The 16,685-nt window shown below is 69.1% G+C and carries 21 protein-coding genes; 5 read left to right on the top strand and 16 right to left on the bottom strand.

Features of this window, described 5'->3' with window-relative positions:
* Nucleotides 1–134: 134 nt before the first annotated feature.
* Nucleotides 135–521, top strand: coding sequence for a hydroxyphenylacetyl-CoA thioesterase PaaI (gene paaI / locus ACWF7A_RS37480; protein ID WP_452255248.1), 387 nt, complete (start codon nucleotides 135–137; stop codon nucleotides 519–521).
* Here paaI and ACWF7A_RS37475 read toward each other — a convergent pair.
* Together ACWF7A_RS37475 and ACWF7A_RS37470 are read right to left on the bottom strand one after the other, a co-directional pair.
* Complete coding sequence (locus ACWF7A_RS37475; protein WP_452255247.1) at nucleotides 460–870, bottom strand: hypothetical protein; 411 nt, start codon at nucleotides 868–870, stop codon at nucleotides 460–462. The two genes, paaI and ACWF7A_RS37475, sit on opposite strands and share 62 nt — an antisense overlap.
* A 38-nt stretch (nucleotides 871–908) precedes the next feature.
* A complete protein-coding gene (locus ACWF7A_RS37470; protein WP_452255246.1) occupies nucleotides 909–2,051 on the bottom strand; it encodes a hypothetical protein in 1,143 nt (380 codons plus the stop codon).
* Nucleotides 2,052–2,087: 36 nt separating this feature from the next.
* Here ACWF7A_RS37470 and ACWF7A_RS37465 point away from each other — a divergent pair, with 36 nt between their 5' ends.
* Both ACWF7A_RS37465 and ACWF7A_RS37460 read left to right on the top strand, forming a co-directional pair.
* Nucleotides 2,088–2,591: a DUF6584 family protein gene (locus ACWF7A_RS37465; RefSeq protein ID WP_452255245.1), complete on the top strand. Its 504-nt coding sequence runs from the start codon at nucleotides 2,088–2,090 to the stop codon at nucleotides 2,589–2,591.
* Nucleotides 2,588–3,439 carry a serine/threonine dehydratase gene (locus tag ACWF7A_RS37460; protein WP_452255244.1) on the top strand — a complete coding sequence of 284 codons (852 nt, stop codon included), beginning with the start codon at nucleotides 2,588–2,590 and terminating at the stop codon, nucleotides 3,437–3,439. The genes ACWF7A_RS37465 and ACWF7A_RS37460 overlap by 4 nt, the downstream gene beginning before the upstream one ends.
* Nucleotides 3,440–3,652: 213 nt before the next feature.
* Here the strand turns inward: ACWF7A_RS37460 and mnmA are convergent, their stop codons facing one another.
* The 10 genes from mnmA to ACWF7A_RS37410 all read right to left on the bottom strand — a co-directional run bounded on the left by mnmA (nucleotide 3,653) and on the right by ACWF7A_RS37410 (nucleotide 11,993).
* Nucleotides 3,653–4,735 carry a tRNA 2-thiouridine(34) synthase MnmA gene (gene mnmA / locus ACWF7A_RS37455; protein WP_452255243.1) on the bottom strand — a complete coding sequence of 361 codons (1,083 nt, stop codon included), beginning with the start codon at nucleotides 4,733–4,735 and terminating at the stop codon, nucleotides 3,653–3,655.
* The gene (locus ACWF7A_RS37450) at nucleotides 4,732–5,901 is read right to left on the bottom strand and encodes a cysteine desulfurase family protein (RefSeq protein WP_452255242.1); all 1,170 of its coding nucleotides are present in this window, start codon (nucleotides 5,899–5,901) and stop codon (nucleotides 4,732–4,734) included. The genes mnmA and ACWF7A_RS37450 overlap by 4 nt, the downstream gene beginning before the upstream one ends.
* The gene (locus ACWF7A_RS37445; protein WP_452255241.1) at nucleotides 5,901–7,244 is read right to left on the bottom strand and encodes an MFS transporter; all 1,344 of its coding nucleotides are present in this window, start codon (nucleotides 7,242–7,244) and stop codon (nucleotides 5,901–5,903) included. The genes ACWF7A_RS37450 and ACWF7A_RS37445 overlap by 1 nt, the downstream gene beginning before the upstream one ends.
* On the bottom strand, nucleotides 7,201–8,073 hold the full coding sequence (locus tag ACWF7A_RS37440) for a lysophospholipid acyltransferase family protein (RefSeq protein WP_452255240.1): 873 nt from the start codon (nucleotides 8,071–8,073) through the stop codon (nucleotides 7,201–7,203). Before ACWF7A_RS37440 ends, ACWF7A_RS37445 begins: the two co-directional genes overlap by 44 nt.
* Nucleotides 8,070–8,843 (bottom strand): GNAT family N-acetyltransferase, encoded by a 774-nt coding sequence (locus ACWF7A_RS37435; RefSeq protein WP_452255239.1) that lies wholly within the window; start codon nucleotides 8,841–8,843, stop codon nucleotides 8,070–8,072. Before ACWF7A_RS37435 ends, ACWF7A_RS37440 begins: the two co-directional genes overlap by 4 nt.
* A 129-nt stretch (nucleotides 8,844–8,972) precedes the next feature.
* Nucleotides 8,973–9,302, bottom strand: a complete 330-nt coding sequence (locus tag ACWF7A_RS37430; RefSeq protein WP_452255238.1) for a hypothetical protein — start codon at nucleotides 9,300–9,302, stop codon at nucleotides 8,973–8,975.
* A 94-nt stretch (nucleotides 9,303–9,396) separates the two neighbouring features.
* Nucleotides 9,397–9,540, bottom strand: coding sequence for a hypothetical protein (locus ACWF7A_RS37425; protein WP_452255237.1), 144 nt, complete (start codon nucleotides 9,538–9,540; stop codon nucleotides 9,397–9,399).
* Nucleotides 9,541–9,766: 226 nt separating this feature from the next.
* Nucleotides 9,767–10,174, bottom strand: a complete 408-nt coding sequence (locus ACWF7A_RS37420) for an Imm50 family immunity protein (RefSeq protein ID WP_452255236.1) — start codon at nucleotides 10,172–10,174, stop codon at nucleotides 9,767–9,769.
* A 69-nt stretch (nucleotides 10,175–10,243) separates the two neighbouring features.
* Entirely contained in the window at nucleotides 10,244–11,197 is a 954-nt protein-coding gene (locus tag ACWF7A_RS37415; RefSeq protein ID WP_452255235.1) for an electron transfer flavoprotein subunit alpha/FixB family protein, read from the bottom strand.
* Between the two features lie 13 nt (nucleotides 11,198–11,210).
* A complete protein-coding gene (locus ACWF7A_RS37410; RefSeq protein WP_452255234.1) occupies nucleotides 11,211–11,993 on the bottom strand; it encodes an electron transfer flavoprotein subunit beta/FixA family protein in 783 nt (260 codons plus the stop codon).
* Nucleotides 11,994–12,208: 215 nt separating this feature from the next.
* On the opposite strand from ACWF7A_RS37410, the gene ACWF7A_RS37405 reads away from it, so the two are divergent.
* Nucleotides 12,209–13,051 (top strand): DegV family protein, encoded by an 843-nt coding sequence (locus tag ACWF7A_RS37405; protein WP_452255233.1) that lies wholly within the window; start codon nucleotides 12,209–12,211, stop codon nucleotides 13,049–13,051.
* Nucleotides 13,052–13,115: 64 nt separating this feature from the next.
* A complete protein-coding gene (locus ACWF7A_RS37400) occupies nucleotides 13,116–13,265 on the top strand; it encodes a hypothetical protein (RefSeq protein WP_452255232.1) in 150 nt (49 codons plus the stop codon).
* On the opposite strand, the gene ACWF7A_RS37395 is transcribed toward ACWF7A_RS37400, so the two are convergent.
* The 4 genes from ACWF7A_RS37395 to ACWF7A_RS37380 all read right to left on the bottom strand — a co-directional run bounded on the left by ACWF7A_RS37395 (nucleotide 13,262) and on the right by ACWF7A_RS37380 (nucleotide 16,396).
* Entirely contained in the window at nucleotides 13,262–14,071 is an 810-nt protein-coding gene (locus ACWF7A_RS37395; protein ID WP_452255231.1) for an isocitrate lyase/PEP mutase family protein, read from the bottom strand. The two genes, ACWF7A_RS37400 and ACWF7A_RS37395, sit on opposite strands and share 4 nt — an antisense overlap.
* A gap of 89 nt (nucleotides 14,072–14,160) precedes the next feature.
* Nucleotides 14,161–14,883 carry a hypothetical protein gene (locus ACWF7A_RS37390; protein ID WP_452255230.1) on the bottom strand — a complete coding sequence of 241 codons (723 nt, stop codon included), beginning with the start codon at nucleotides 14,881–14,883 and terminating at the stop codon, nucleotides 14,161–14,163.
* An 11-nt stretch (nucleotides 14,884–14,894) separates the two neighbouring features.
* Complete coding sequence (locus tag ACWF7A_RS37385) at nucleotides 14,895–15,449, bottom strand: hypothetical protein (protein WP_452255229.1); 555 nt, start codon at nucleotides 15,447–15,449, stop codon at nucleotides 14,895–14,897.
* Nucleotides 15,446–16,396: a hypothetical protein gene (locus ACWF7A_RS37380; RefSeq protein WP_452255228.1), complete on the bottom strand. Its 951-nt coding sequence runs from the start codon at nucleotides 16,394–16,396 to the stop codon at nucleotides 15,446–15,448. Before ACWF7A_RS37380 ends, ACWF7A_RS37385 begins: the two co-directional genes overlap by 4 nt.
* Nucleotides 16,397–16,685 lie beyond the last annotated feature (289 nt).

Below are 16,685 nucleotides of genomic sequence, written 5' to 3'. Positions count from 1 at the left end.
CCCGGACCCGTACACCCGCCGCAGCAAGAACAACCAGCCATGATGACCTCCGATGTTGAACGATCATGCATTCGGACAGTAAGGCGCCTCGAACGCTGCGTGACACCACCGCCAGGGTGATTACGCTGCCACGAATGAATGGTCCTGCTGAGATGTTGGCCGCCGACAAGGCCTCGACCGGCCTCGGTATAGCGCTGATCGAGCTGCGCGACGGTTACGCGTTGCTGCGGATGACGGTCACGGAGAACATGATCAACGGCCACGGCATCGCGCACGGCGGCTTCGTCTTCCTGCTGGCGGACTCCTCGTTCGCCTACGCCTGCAACAGGACCGGGTCCGTCACCGTCGCCGCGTCGGCCGAGATCGACTTCATCAGACCCGTGCACGAGGGTGACGAGCTGGTGGCGGAGGCGGTGGAACGGACCCGGTTCGGCCGCAGCGGGATCTACGACGTCACGGTCAGGCGTGGGACCGAGGTCGTGGCCGAGTTCCGGGGACGGTCCCGGACGTTGAAGGCGTAGACACGCGCCTGAGGCCGACGAGCTGCAGCACCGCGAAGCCGAGCACCGCGAGCCCCTGAGCGAGCACCAGAGCGACGCCCAGATCGGTCAGCGGGAACCACTTCAGTGCCGCGGTGAGAACGCTGTCGAGCGCCCAGACCGTGTTGCCGATGATGACGAGCAGCACGATTCGGCGGTCCGGAATGGCGCGAGTCCCCAGGAAGAACACACCCAGGCCGTAGACGACGCAGAAAGAGCCGAGCCCGATCTGCCAGCCCGTCGGCATTCCGACCTCCGGGCGAATCAGGAGGGTCAGCAGGCCGAGAGCGAACGAAGCGACACCGTCGAGTTTCAGAGCGAATTTCAGCATGGGCCGACGGTGGCCCGCTCAACGCTGCCAAAACCACGTCAAGCGCTGCCAACTCCTGCCATCAGGTCGGCCGCGACCAGGCGCGCGGCGGCGTTCTGCCAGTTGTGCAGCGTCCGCTCCGGCACCTGCGTCACGAACCACTGCAGCGCGCGCCGGTCTTCCGCGTCGAGGTCCTCGCGTTTGGTCCGCACCGAATACGGGCGGATTCCCTTGACGTAGTAGAAGTAGACGGCGTTGTAATAACGCCATTCGTCGCTCGTGCCGAAGTCGCCGTCGACGGGCTTGAGTCGTTGAATGCTGGCGAGCAGCATGCTCTTCAACTGCGCGGCGCGATCCAACGGCGGACCTTCGTCGGTCAGAGCGATCAACGGACTCGCGACGAGCTTCCCGAGATCGCCGTAATGACTCAGGGCCTTGCGAGTGAGCTTCGCGAACTCCGCCTCGTCCTCGGTCACCAGCGGCCGGCGCTTGGGCAACGCCTCGGCGGCGTCACGCAGTTCGGCGCGTTCGGCCGCGACGGCGGGTACGGCGAGACGGTCGACCATGGACGCCAGCGGGTTCGCGAGCACCTGGACCGCGATCGCGGCGGCGACCGTCGTGCACACCAACAGGTCCGGTCCACCGAAGAAGATCACCTGCGAGCCGAACAGCACCGCGGTGAACGACGCGATGACGAGCGACCGCACCATGTCCGCGCGGATCGCCTCACCCTCCTCGACGGCGTCGGTGATGGCGACGAGGACGCCGAACGCCACCACGTCGAGCCCGATCAACGGCAACGTGACCGCGGCGGGCAGCAGATCGAGCAGGAACGCACCTGACGAGAGCCCGAACATCACCCCAACGAGTGAAAAGTAAGCACGATTCCTTATGGCTAGAGCCGTGGCGGCAGACAGCGGAAGCAATACGACCCACGGTACGAAGAACGACACGGCGAAGAACGGCAGCACCGCGAACAGCCACCACCTGACCAACTCGGGGCGCGCGAGCAGCAGCACCGCCCCCGTCCAGGCGAGCGCCGGTACCCCGATGACCACGGGATGTGGCATCACGACGGCCACCGAATAGCCGATCATCCCGGCGCCCGCCCACCACAGCAGCGGCTTGCGGGGGTCGCGGGCGAGCAGGTACAGACCCAGCCACCAGGCGAGGCCGGAGACCAGCAGCGATAGGCCGAACACGGGTCAAAGCTAGCCCTACCTGCAAAACTAATCTTCATGCCGGTAGAGCTGACGCTCCACAAAGCGGCCGAGGAGTTGCAGCGAGGCGACCTCGCCAGCGTGCTTCGCGCACGTCAGCGCGTCGCCGGCCTCGTGGGCACCTTCCCGGACCGGCTCGACCTGCGCGAACGTCTCGCCGAGGTCTACCGCGTGCTCGGCCAGCCGGCCCAGGCGGGCCGCTGGACCTACCTCTCCGAGGAACGCGACCCGGACGAGCTCGAGGCCTTCGAACGCGCCTACCGCCGCGCGGACGCCCGCCTGGTCGCGCTCTCCTGGCAGGGCCGGGTCGACGAGGCCCCGACCGAGACCGCCCGCTCGCGCCTCGCGTCGCTCTACCAGGAGGCGCGCGGCGAGCTGCAGCGCGACCTGGACGCCACGCCGAACGAGGAGACGTCCTGGGGCGCCTGCCTGATCGTCATGGCCGGCGTCACGTTCGTCCTGGCGTGTTTCATCCTGGGCATCGTGACTCTCGTGCAGTTCTTGTGGAAGCTGGTCTCATGAGAACGCTGTCCCAGTACGTCCGCCGCACCCCGGTCATGCACGTCACGGTGGACGGGCGCCCGCTCGTGTTCAAGCTGGAGCACCTGCAGCTCACCGGCTCGTTCAAGCTGCGCGGCGCGGTCAACACGCTGCTGTCGCTGAACGTGTCCGAGGTCGTCACCGCGTCCGGCGGCAACCACGGCATCGCCGTCGCCCAGGCCGCGCAACTGCTCGGCGCGCACGCCACCGTGTTCGTCCCGGTGACCGCGCCCGAGACCAAGACCAGGCGCATCGAAGCGTTGGGCGCCAAGCTGATCCGCCACGGAGCCACCTACGCCGAGGCCGCGACGGCCGCCCGCGAGCTGGGCCTGCCCTACATCGAGGCGTACAACGACGCCACGGTCATCGAGGGCCAGTCCACGGTCACCCAGGAGATCGTCGAGGACGTGCCGGAGGTCGACACGATCTTCGTCGCGGTCGGCGGCGGCGGGCTCGTCGCGGGCACCGCGCTGGCGTCCGGCGGGCGCCACGTCGTCGCTGTGGAACCCGAGAACTGCTGTGCGATGCACAACGCGCTGGAGGCAGGCGAGCCCGTCGACTCGGTCGTGGACTCCATCGCGGCGGACGCGCTCGGCGCCACCCGCGCGGGCGAGCTGTCGCTGGAGATTCTTGAGCAGCACAACGTTTCCTCGGCCCTGGTGACCGACGAGGAGATCCTCTCGGCCCGGGACCGGTTGTGGGAGGAGTTCCGGCTCGCGGTCGAACCCGCGGGCGCGGCGGCGTTCGCGTCGTTCCTCAGGGGCGACGTGTCGACTGAGCTGCCCTGCGTGATCCTGTGCGGAGCGAACTCGGAGTGGCGTCCCAGCTAGTCCGGCGGAACCGGCGCGCACCGAGCCTGCGCAACGGCGACACCACCCAGACCGGCATGTCGTCGCGACGGGCCTGACCGTTCAGCTTCCGCCGGTCCGCGGGGCTGACGAAGCACCGGAACGCGGTGCGAGCCCGCGAGGCGAGGTCGAACTCCGTGTCAATGAACGTCACGGCGCGAACGCTAGATCCGCTTTCCCTGCGCTACAACCGATTTAGCTGGTCGCGTCGATGGTCGCGCTGGCCAGGACGATGTCGCCCGCCGCGTCCTCGCGGTAGATCGCCACGGCCTGGCCGGGCGCCACGCCCTTCAACGGCTCCCGCAGCTGCACCCGAAGCACGCCGTCGACCAGTTCGGCGACAGCGGGCGCCGTGCCACCGTGCGCACGCACCTGGGCGACACACTCCACGGGCCCGTCGAGCTCGACGTGCGCGACCGGCGACGACGCCGAAATCCCCGTCACCGCGAGCTTCTCGACCGCGCCGACCCGCACGGTGCCGGACACCGGCTCCAGCGCCAGCACGTAGCGCGGACGGCCGTCGGCGGCGGGACCGTCGATGCCGAGCCCCTTGCGCTGGCCCACGGTGAACTCGTGGACGCCCGCGTGCCGGCCCAGCACCGCGCCGGTCGCGTCGTCGATCAGCAGGCCCGGCTTGGTCTCCATGCGACCCGCGAGGAACTTCTGCGTGTCGCCGTCCGGGATGAAGCAGATGTCGTGGCTGTCCGGCTTCTTCGCGACCGACAGGCCCCGCGACGCCGCCTCGACGCGCACGTCGTCCTTCGTCGTGTCGCCCAGCGGGAACATCGCGTGCGAGAGCTGCTCCGCGGTCAGCGACGCCAGCACGTACGACTGGTCCTTGCCCATGTCGGCGGAGCGGCGCAGCTCGGGACGGCCGTCGACCAGCTCCAGCCGCGCGTAGTGACCGGTGCAGACGGCGTCGAAGCCGAGCGCGATCGCCTTGTCCAGCAACGCCTCGAACTTGATGCGCTCGTTGCAGCGCAGGCACGGGTTCGGCGTGCGGCCCGCCGCGTACTCCGCGACGAAGTCCTCGACGACCTCTTCGGTGAAGCGCTCGGCGAAGTCCCAGACGTAGAACGGGATGCCCATCAGGTCGGCCGCGCGTCGGGCGTCGTGCGCGTCCTCGATCGTGCAGCAGCCGCGTGCGCCCGTGCGCAGGGTGCCGGGCTTCGCCGACAACGCCAGGTGCACGCCCGTCACGTCGTGCCCCGCTTCGACGGCTCGTGCCGCCGCCACCGCGGAATCGACACCGCCACTCATCGCCGCGAGGACCTTCACCGCTGAACCACCTTCCGGGACCGCCTCATGCCTGCCAGGCCCGCCGTACGGGCCCTCTCCACCACCGGTCCGATGACCGACACCAGCTTCTCGACGTCCGCGTGCGTCGACGTGTGCCCGAGGGAGAACCTCAGTGAGCCGCGCGCCAACGCGGGTTCGACGCCCATCGCGAGCAGCACGTGCGACGGTTGCGCGACACCGGCCGTGCACGCGGAGCCCGTCGAGCACTCGACACCGCGCGCGTCCAGCAGCATCAGCAGGCTGTCGCCCTCGCAGCCGGGGAACGTCAGGTGCGCGTTGCCGGGCAGGCGGTCGACCGGGTCGCCGTTCACGACCACGTCCGGCACCACCGCGCGCACCGAGGCGACCAGCTCGTCCCGCAGCGCCGCGATCTCCACGGCCCGGGAAGCCTGTTCCTCCACCGAGATCCGCACCGCGCGGGCCAGGCCGACGATCGACGGCACGTCCAGCGTGCCGGACCGCACGTCGCGTTCCTGACCGCCGCCGTGCATCAGCGGCGTGCACTTCACGTCACGCGCCAGCAGCAGCACGCCCACGCCGTACGGGCCGCCGACCTTGTGGCCGGTCATGGTCAGCGCGGAGGCGCCGGACGCGGCGAAGTCGACCGGGACCGCGCCCACGGCCTGCACCGCGTCCGTGTGGAACGGCACACCGCGTGCGGCGCACACGGCGGCGATCTCGTGCACGGGGTTGATGGTGCCGACCTCGTTGTTCGCCCACATCGTGGTGACGAGCGCGACGTCGTCGTCCAGCGCTTCGGCGACCGACTCCGGCGACACGCGCCCGTGGTGGTCGGTGGGCAGCCAGGTGACCTCGGCGCCCTGCTGCTCCAGCCACTCGACGGCGTCCAGCACGGCGTGGTGCTCGACGGCCGAGGCCAGCACCCGGCGCTTGCCGCTCGCCCAGTAGACGCCCTTGACCGCGAGGTTGTCGCTCTCCGTGCCGCCGCCGGTGAAGAGCACCTCGGACGGCCGGGCGCCCAGGGCGTCGGCGATGTTCTCGCGGGCCTCCTCGACCGCCCGCCGCGCCCGCCTGCCGGAGGTGTGCAGCGACGAGGCGTTGCCCGTGGTGGACAACGCCTCGGTCATGGCCGCGACCGCCTGGGGGTGCATGGGGGTCGTGGCCGCGTGGTCGAGATAAGCCATCAGGTCTTCAGGGTAGCCCGCATGCGGGGCCCGGTCAGAATCGCTCCCACCACCGCCAACGCCGCCATCGACAGGTTGAGCACCACCACGCCCGCGGTCGGCGCCGTCGCCACGACGAGCACACCGCCGAGTCCGATCATGGTCGCGGAGAAGAGCATGTCCGAGATCTGCAGCGCGGCGGAGTTGAAACCCCGGTCGGCCTCGGGTGATGCGGCCATCATCAGCACGCCGACGCTGGACGTCGCCATGCCCATGCCCGCGCCCGCCACGGCCCAGAGCACCGGCGTGAGGAAGGCCGGGCCCCACGTGGGTGCGATGAGCGTCACGGCCGCGACACCGGCCGCGACGAACAGGAAGCCGGTGCGGACGAGGGTGTACCTCTCGATCTCGGGGTGCCGCGACGCCCACATCGACGCACTGGCCCAGCCGAGCGCACTCAGCGTGAGCGGGATGCCGGCCTCGAGCGGTGAGTAGCCGTGCACGACGCTCAACGTCAGCGGGATGAAGCCCTCGACGGCGAAGAACGTGCCCGCGAGCAGGCCACGCGCCAGGATCGTGACGGGAAGGCCGCGACGGGCGAGGAGCGTGCCCTGGGGCAGCAGGATCCGCAGAGCGGGCGCCAGCAGCAGCACCGCCAGCGCGATCAGCCACCACGTGCGGTGCTGCAGGCCCCAGCTCAGGCCCACCACGCCCAGTCCCACGGCCACCGCGGCGAGCGGCAGGTACTTCCTCACCGGCGGGGTCTCGGCGTGCGGGGGGACCTTCCTGAGCACCGGCACGAGCAGCACGATGCCGAGCAGCACCAGCGGGATGATCCCGAGGAACACCCACCGCCAGCTCAGGTGCTCGGTCGCCCAGCCCGCGACCGCCGGCCCCACCAGCGACGGGATCACCCAGGCCGCGGACAGCGCGCCGAACACGGCGGGCCTGCTGTCCTCGGGGTAGGCGACCGCGATCAGCACGTACACGGCGACGATCAGGAAGCCCACGCCGAAGCCCTGCAGCACCCGGCCGGCGAGCAAGACCGCCATGTTCTCGGCGATGCCCGCGACCACGAGCCCGGCGAGGAACAGCACCACGCCGATCAGGATCGCGGGCTTGGGGCCTCTGCGGTCCGAAAGCCGTCCGGAGAAGACCGTGGCCATGACGCTCGCCGCGAGGTTCGCGAGGAACGGCCACGCGTACAACGCCTCGCCCTTCAGCTCGCGGACCATGGTGGGCATCGCCGTGCCGACGCCCATCGCCTCGAAGGCGAAGAGCGTGACCAGCAGGAGGATGCCCGTCGTGGGCCAGCGGCGTTCAGGCGACCAGAGGCGTGATGGTGCGGGCTCGGTGAGTGTCACCTGTAGATGGTGCAATCTCCAGTTCGGTCGAGGTCAAGCGGTTTGATTGCTCTTCGGCAAGTTTCGCCAGTTCGCGTCGTGTTCCGGCGCGTCCGGGAGCGATCTCGTCCAGCACGTGGACCTCGACGACCAGATCGCGGACCTTGAGCACCCGGCGGATCGAGTCGATCAGGGTGTCGCTGCCGATGAACGCGGGCTGCGTCGTCAGGTGGTCGCCGATCCGGTAGCGCAGCACGATCGGCCGCACCGGCACACCGGCGTCGAGCGCGGCCTGGAACAGCGCCGGCTTGTAGTGCCCGGACGCGAGCCCGCACCACGTCGTGCCCTCGGCGTGGATGCCGACCGCGCTGCCGTTGCGCAACGTCGTGGCGAGCTCGTTCACCGTCCGCGGCAGCGCGCGGAGGTTCTCGCGGTCGAGGTAGACGGTGCCCGCCGCGGTGATGATCGGGCCGAGCACCGGCCAGCTCTTGATGTCCTTCTTGGCGACGAGCTTGATCGGCTGCACCGAGTCGATCGCGAGCTCGTCGAGCCACGACACGTGGTTGCTCGCGACGAGCACCCCGCGCTTCGGGATCTCCTGAAACCTCCTTGCGCCGTGGACCTCCAGCTTCACCCCGAACGCCCGCAGAACGGCGTGGAACCACAGGCGCACAACGCTTTCGCGCTGCTTGCCCGGCAGCAGCAGCGCGAGCGCGATCCACGCGCCGCACAGGATCGCCGTGACGGCCGTGAAGGCCCGCCAGGCCTGCCGGAACCCGCTCACCTGCTGCGGTGTGCTGCCGACGCACCCGTCACCGCAGGGCGAGGCGGGCATCCAGGCGTGACTCATGGTGTCTCCCCCAGGAAGAACTTCAGGTACCGCTGGTCCATGTGGTCCATGCCGAGCAGGATGAAGAGGTCCGCGACGCCGAAGTCCGCGTCGAGCGCCGGCCGGCCGCAGATCTTGGCGCCGAGCCGCAGATATCCCTTGAGCAGCGGCGGCAGCACGGTCTTGTCCGGCCGCGCGACGGCATCGACGTCCCACGGGTTGTGCGGCGTGACGCGGTACCGCTCGGGTGCGTAGTGCTTGGCGTGCACGGTGTCCCACACACCGGCCGCGAGGCTCCCGCCGTCCTGCAACGGGATCGAGGCGCACCCGACGAGCCACTTGTGGCCGCTCAGCAACATGTACCGCGCGATACCGGCCCACACGAGGCTGACGACGGCACCGTTGCGGTGGTCGGGGTGCACGCACGAGCGCCCGGTCTCGACCGTCGAGCTCCGGATCTCGTCGAGGTTGGAGAGGTCGAACTCGCCGTCGCCGTAAAGCCTTCCGGCTTCCCTGGCCCGCTCCGGCGGCAGCATCCGGTAGCCGCCGACGATCTCGCCGGTCCGGTCGTCGCGCACCACGAGGTGGTCGCAGTACTGGTCGAACTCGTCGACGTCGTGGCCGGGCACGCCGGTGTGCAGCGTCGCCCCCATCTCACCGGCGAACACCTCGTACCGCAGTCTCTGAGCGGCGACGACCTCCGCGCTGTCACGGGCGACGAGGAGGGAGTAGCGGGGTGCGTTCCCGTCCTGCTGGGCGGGGGTGCTGACAAGCAGTTCCGGCTGCGTCATGCGAACCAGGGTGAAGCCGGGTCGGCGAATCGCAGCAGGTCGGAACGATGACGCCTCAGTGGCAGGTGGGTGAACCCCCGGAGACGCGAAAAGCCCCTCCTCGCGGAGGGGCTTCGCGGGTCGTGGGACTCAGCACCACTTCGGCTGGTTGTACTCCGCGATGCCCTTGAGCCGGTTGTACTCGAAGGACCGCGTCTCGCCGAACGGGATGCTCTTGCAGTCCGGGTCGAAGCCGCGCGAGACGTCGATGCTCGCCTTGCGCTTGGTCGCGTGGCAGTTCAGCAGCGTGACGATGCCGCTGCCGCCGAAGTTCGCGTCCTTCTCGCCCATGAAGTAGAGCTTCTGCTGCCGTCCGGTGCACGGGCGGTCGGCACTGGCCGGCGCGGCGGCGAGGGTCATGAAACCGGCGGCCATCGTCAGGCCGAGCACCACGGACGCCACTCGCTTGATCTGTCGCATGCGAACTCCTCACTAGGTCGAATGAGGACAGACTTCGCCAAAGCCCTGACAAATCACTGACGACACTTAGCATCGCGAAAAGGACAAAGCGACTTCACCGGACGAACACCTGCAACTCACCGCGCCGCGCCATGCGATCAAGGTGCCGCACCAGGTGGAGTTCCTTGCGCACCAACCGTTCGCGGACATCTGCGTCGAGGACGGCCAACGGGTCGTCGAGGACCCTGTCACGCTCCACGTGCACCGTGTCGGTGGAGTAGGTCCGGCAGTCCGGGCACCACCTGAGCAGGAAGGTCCGCTCGTAGCGGCTGGAGCCGGGAGGGTAGAACCGGCGGAGGAAGTCGCGGATCTCTCCGGGGCAGCCGCTCTGCTCGCCGCCGTCAGGCGAGGTGTGCAGCCGCTGGACTTTCCTTCACTGGTGCTGAAGCCAGAAACGTTCTTCGGTCATGGCAACGACTCCACGGCTACAGGGGCGCGTTCGGGTTGTGGATGTAGGCGGAGAGCCGCTTCAGGGTCACCGGCCGCCCGCAACGGAACGAGATGCTCGTGGTGTCGCCGTGCACCTGGACTTCGAGTGCGTCCTCGGCGACGGGCGTCATCCGCAGGTTCGCGACGTTGGTCCAGCCGAAGTCGTGCACCACCAGTTCGCGCACACCAACGAAGGCGAGTTCGACCTGCACCCGGTTGCAGTTCTGCGACCACTCGGGTTTCGGGCGGTCCGCGTAGGTGGCGAAGTTGAACCTCAGATGGATCCGCGGTCCCTCGCGGTCCAGGCGGACGTCGAAGAGGTCGATGTCGTCGAGCGTCGGCGGAGCCGAGTACACCTCGTCGACGATCCGCCGGTGCCACACGTGGTCGAGCCAGCTGGTCATGCTTCCCCCAGACGAACGGCAGTGGGGCCGCCTCGCGAACGAGACGGCCCCACTGTCAGAACTGAACGCTCAGCCCTTGCGCTTCTTGACGTCCTCGGTCAGCTGCGGCGCGACGTTGAACAGGTCGCCCACCACACCGAAGTCGGCGATCTCGAAGATCGGCGCCTCGGGGTCCTTGTTGACCGCGACGATCGTCTTCGAGGTCTGCATTCCCGCCCGGTGCTGGATGGCACCGGAGATGCCCAGCGCCACGTACAGCTGCGGCGAGACCGTCTTGCCGGTCTGGCCCACCTGGAACTGGTGCGGGTAGTAGCCGGAGTCGACGGCGGCGCGCGAGGCACCGACGGCGGCACCGAGCGAGTCGGCGAGCTCCTCGACGACGGAGAACTTCTCGGCCGAGCCGACGCCGCGGCCACCGGAGACGACGACCGAGGCCTCGGTCAGCTCCGGGCGGTCGCCGCCGACGACGGCCTCACGCGAGGTGATGCGGGCGGACTTGGCGGTGTCCACGGAGATGGAGACCGACTCGTCCAGGGTGGCGTCCGCGGCGGACTCCTCGGCCTCGACGCCGCCGGGGCGGACGGTGATGACCGGGGTGCCCTTGCTGACCTTCGCCTTGACGACGAACGCGCCACCGAAGATGGACTGCACGCCGGTGCCGTCGGCTTCGACGTCCACGACGTCGACGAGCCAGCCGGAGTCGATGCGCACGGCGAGACGACCCGCGACCTCCTTGCCCTCGATCGTCGCGGAGACGAGCACCGCGGACGCGTTCGGGACGAGCGCGGCCAGCGCGTCGACCTTCGGGGTCGTGAGGAAGCCGGCGGCGTCGTCGGACTCGACCGCGTAGACCTTCGCGGCGCCGTACTTGCCGAGCGACTCGCGGATCTTCGACGCGGTGCCGGGTGCGCCCACGACCACTGCGGCCGGGGTGCCCAGACGGCGCGCGGCCGTCAGCAGCTCGTAGCTGACCTTCTTGACCTCGCCGTCGACGTGGTCGACCAGTACCAGTACTTCAGACATGATTTCCCCTCCCTCAGATGAGCTTCTGGCCGACGAGGAACTCGGCGATCTTGGACCCGCCGTCGCCACCGTCCTCGACGCGCTGACCCGCGCTGCGCGGCGGCTTCGGGGAAGCCTCCAGCACCTGGGTCCACGCACCGGACAGGCCGACCTCGGACGCGTCGATGCCCAGGTCCGCCACGGTGAGCGTGGAAACGGGCTTCTTCTTCGCGGCCATGATGCCCTTGAAGGACGGGTAACGCGGCTCGTTGATCTTCTCGGTCACGGAGACCACGGCCGGCAGCGACGCCTCGAGGAACGCGACGCCCTCGTCGGTCTCGCGCTCACCCTTGATCGTCGTGCCCTCGACCGTGACCTTGCGCAGCTGAGTGACCTGCGGAAGGCCGAGCAGCTCGGCGAGGATGGCCGGAACAGCGCCCGCGCGGCCGTCGGTGGCCTCGTTGCCCGCGATGACCAGGTCGACGTTCTCGACCGTGCCGATCGCCTTCGCGAGGACCTTCGCCGTCGCCAGCGAGTCCGAACCGTGCAGCGCCTCGTCGTTGACGTGGATCGCCTTGTCCGCACCCATCGACAGCGCCTTGCGAATGGCGTCGGTGGCGCGGTCGGGACCCATCGCGATCACGGTGACCTCGCCACCGTGGGCTTCCTGCAGCTGCAGGGCCTCTTCGACGGCGCGCTCGTTGATCTCGTCGAGCACGGCATCCGCGGACTCGCGGTCAAGGGTGTGGTCGGCGTCGGTGAGCTTGCGCTCGGACCAGGTGTCAGGCACCTGCTTGACCAGGACAACAATGTTCATAGGTCCTCTTCGACCTCCTGCGGACGGGCGGCGACGCTTACGCAGAGGACTGTAGAACTGCGCCGCCGGGTGTTCACGACCCTGCCATCACCCGGATGTTACCCGCCAGTAGCACCCCTGCAAACAGGAGCAAGCACCCCGCTAGCGTGACAGTTATCACCCGTTAACGCCACCATTTGAGACCTACCCCATTCGAGGTACTAGGCTGCGCTGACATGTACCGGCGAGTAGCGATCGTGACAGACTCCACCGCTTGTCTCCCGGCTCAGCTGACTGATCAACTCGGTATCGAAGTGGTGCAGATCCAGGTCCGGATCGGCGACCACACCGACGACGAGTCCCGCATCCCGGTTCCCGAGCTGGTCTCGGCCATGCGTTCCAACGTGCCCGTGGCGACGATCCCACCCGATCCCGGCGCGTTCTTCTGGACGTACAACGAGCTGGCCGCGCAGGGCGTCCGCTCGATCGTGTCCGTGCACGTGTCGAGCCGCCAGTCCGCGACCGTGGAGGCGGCCCGCGAGGCCGCCGCGAAGGTCCGGGTTCCGGTGCACGTCGTCGACACGCACACCTGCGGGATGAGCATCGGCTACGCCGTCCAGGCCGCCGCCAAGGTGGCCGAGGCGGGCGGCAGCGTGGAGAAGGTGCTCGCGACCGCGCAGCGTCGTTTCGACAGGTCCACCGAGCTGATCTACGTCGACACCCTCGAGTACCTGCGCCGCGGCGGCCGCATCGGTGCCGCCGCCGCACTGGTCGGCGGTGTGCTGTCGATGAAGCCGCTGCTGACCATGGCCGACGGCCAGATCACGCCGCTGGACAAGGTGATCGGCGCCGACCGCGCGCTCAACCGGATGATCGACATCGCGATCAGGCGCGCGGGCACCGACACCGTGGACGTCGCCGTCGAGCACTTCGACGCCGAGGAGAAGGCCTCACGGCTCCTGCGCACGTTGCGGCGCAAGGTCCCGAACGTCCGCCAGTTCATGTTGACGCAGGTGAGCTCGGCCATCGGGGCCCACGTCGGACCAGGTGCGCTGGGCATCACCGTTTCGCCGGTCTGATGTCCGGGAACTCTGGGAACGGTTTCGTCCGTTGAACTGGACGTAACGGACACCTGGAGGACCGATGCCCGGTTTCATGGACAAGATCACCAGGTTCCTGCGCAGCCCGCAGGGCCACAAGCTGCAGATGAAGGCAAGGCAGATGGCGCAGGACCCGCGCAAGCGCGCGCAGGCTGAGCAGCTCCTGCGCAAGTTCCGCGGCAAGAAGCACTAGTCCTTGCTGAACAACGCGTTGAGGTCGCCGTAAGCGATGCCGCCCTCGACGCTGTCGTACGTCCCCTTGGTCAGCATCTCCTCCGCTGCCCGCCTGGCGACGGCATAGGCGGCCTCGGCGACCGCAGAACCGAGGCTGACCCGTGCCACGCCCGCCTTCGCGAACTCGGCGACGGCGGGCGCGCCGGGCCCCACCAGAACGTTCAGCGGCGCGGCGATGTTCTTCGCCAGCTCCGCGACCGTGCCGATGTCGGTCACGCCCGGCACGAAGATGCCGCTGGCACCGGCTTCGACGAACTTCGCGGCCCGCGCCACAGTGCGCTCGAGCCGAGTCTCCGGATCACCAACGCCCCGCAGGAACGTGTCGATGCGCGCGTTGATGTACAGCTCCGGCGCAGCCTCATGAGCCGCCGCGTACCGCTCGGCCTGCTCGGCGACGTCGCGCTGCCCGGCTCCCAGCCCGTCCTCGATGTTGACGCCGGACGCCCCCACCTCCGCGACGGCACGCACCGTCTCGGCCACTTCTCCGGCCGTGGCGCCGAACCCGGTCTCGATGTCCGCGCTCACCGGGATGCCCACGGCCACAACGATCCTGGCGACCAGGTCGACGGCACGGTCCCGCGCGATGTGGTCACCGTCGGCGGCGCCGAGGCTCCACGCCACCCCCGCGCTGGTGGTGGCCACGGCTTTCGCGCCGGCGGCCTCGACGACGAGGGCGGACGCGACGTCCCAGGCGTTGGGGAGGGCCAGCGGGCCGGGGCGGTGGAGGGCGTGGAAGAGCTCGGTGCGGTCCGCGGCGTAAGTCATGATCGATTGATATCAGCAGGTGCCGACAGTTTTCCGGCGGATTTCGGACAGGAACCGATGACTTTCCGACATCGCCCCTCAACCGCTCGTCAGTTGCTGCCCGCCTTGCGGCGCACCTCTTCGAAAGTGCGCAGGTAGCGCTGCCGGAAGTCCTCGCGTTCCACCCACGTCGTGTGCTCGACGGGCTGGGGGGAGGCGGGCGGCGGCAGGACGGGAGTGTCAGTGCTCGCCGCTACGGTTGGTTCGGGGGCTTCGGGTTCCCCCAAGGGGGGATCGAGGTCCCCATCCCAATCGTATCCCGCAGCACCGACAGTGCCAGGTTCCGAAGCGGCTTCGGGTTCGACGACGGGCTCGGGCTCGGCGAGTGCCGTCGGCTCGGCAACCGGCTCAGGCTTCGCGACCGGCTCGGGCATCGCGACCGGCTCAGGCATCGCCTTTGACTTCGCGACCGGCTCGGCCTTCGCGACCGGTTCAGGCTTCGAAACCGGCTCCGGCTTCGCGACCAGCTCAGGCTTCGCCCTTGGCTTCGCGACCGCAGGCTGCGCCAGCACCGCCAGCGCCGGCTCCAGCTGCCGCAGTCCCATCACCGGGTTGCGGTGGATCGGCCTCGTGTCGTAGTCGTCGTCCACCGGCTCGACCGCCAGAGGCTTGGACACCCACGTCCGCGTGTCCGACAGAGCCGGTACCTCGGGCGCGGAAGCGTCGCCCGACGCGGCCTCCTCCTTGCGCCGCACCAGCACGTACATCAGGGCCGCCCCCAACGTGAAGGACAGCATGCACAGCCCGAAGACGATCCCGACTGCCCCTGCCATGGCGAAGGCTCCTAGTTGACGAGGACGTCGATCTGGGGTCCGAAGTCCGAGGGCGGGCCCCAGGTGGGGTCCACGATCACGCGGGTGGCGACGACCTTGTCCACGCCCTGCTCGGCGAGGTACTGGCGCAGCAGGCCCGCTCGTTCCATCGCGAGGACGTCGCAGCGGTGCGACGCCGTCTCGCCGTTCCACGCGTGCGCGATCAGCGTCACCGAGCCGGTGGCGTTGCGCAGCACGCTGGCGAGCGACCGGCGCACCTCCTCGCCGCGGCCCACCAGGGAGGCGGTGCCGGGCGCGAAGGTGATGCCCTTGACGGCGTGCGAGGTGAACAGCTCCCGCACCGCCTGCTGGGCGACGGTCGCCGGCAACAGGACCGGGGCGGGCGGTTCCATGCGCAGCGGTGCCACGAAGTCGGAGACCGGGACCGGGCCCGCGAGCACGGCCGGTACCGCCGGGGACGACGACAACGCCGTCTCCAGTTCGTCGCCGTAGACGGAGAAACCGAAGGCGGTCACCGAGGCAGGGACCATCAACGCGCCTACGAGAAGAGGGACCCAGCGCTTCACGAGGCGGCCACCTGTTCCGGGATGTGCAGCGGCGCGACGCGGTCGGCGGCCGCGGACAGCGCGGCGCGGGCGGCGGACAGTTGCGAGTGGACGACGCGCTTGAGCTCGTGCAGTTCGTCGGTGCGGTCGGCCACCTCGGCCAGACGGCGTTGCGCCTCGCGGCAGGCCATCTTCACGACGAACTCCGACCGCGCCCTGGCAAGCGCCTCCTGCTCCTGCAGGTGTTGGGCGGCCTCGTTGCGGCGGCGGGTCATCGTGAGCTCGAAGAACTGCTGGGCCTTCTCGCGCTTGCGTTCGGAGTCCGCCTCCAGCGAGTTGCACTGGAGAGCGGTCTCGCGCAGCAGCATGTCCGCGTCGGTCTGGGCCTGCTCGACGGCCTCGGCGCACTCGCGCTCCACCTCGTCGGCGCGCTGGCGGTGCTGCGCCTCGAGGTCCGTGCAGCGGCGTTCCATCTCCAGCTCGCGCCGTTCCATCGCGGCGGCGCGGGTGGCGCAGTCCTGACGGGACGCGTACAGCTCGGACTCGGCCTCCGCGCGCATGGCGGCGGACTCGCGTTCGGCACCGGCGCGCAGCGCGGCCATCTCGACCTCGGTGCGCTCGCGCAGATCAGTGCACTCGCGTTCGGTCTGCAGGCGCATCTCCGCCGTCTCGTCCTCGGCGAGGCGGAGCATGCGGTGCATCCGTTCGGTGGCGCTGGCGTGCGAACCGGACGTCGTCTCGAGGCGCTCGATCCTGGCTCGCGCCTCCTCCAGGTCCTGGCGCGTCATTTCCAGCAGCTTGCGCAAATCGGCCGCCTGCGCCAGTGCCTCGGCCCGGTCGAGACTCGTGAAGCGCAGCTGCTCCTCGAGATTCTCGATGTGCTCGATGACCTGACGTCGATGAAAACCTCGGTACACAACGTCGAAACCGGCGTGCAGCGGAACTAGTTCCTGCTCTTTTGCACCCATGGTCACCTACTCACTCAACCGGGCTGAAGATTGTGCGAGCTTACCCACGGCAGGTGGGGGCAACCAGCGTCGAAAGTGGACGGACGGCCATGATGGAACGGATGGAATAATGCCTCCTTGCTGCACAAACAGGCCGTCCCTAGATCAACACCAAACAACGTCCAGTCACCCGATTGTGTCAACTGGGGTGCCATTCCGGGGTGTTCACTCCGTGCGTTCGCCGTGCACGGAAAGCAACCACCCGGGCCTAGATCACACGAATTGCCTTCCATCGGTCGTGGCTACTTCG

It is taken from the genome of Lentzea sp. NPDC055074, assembly GCF_053608005.1.
Note: the sequence above shows the minus strand (reverse complement) of the source record. Positions and strands in the feature narration are given on the sequence as shown.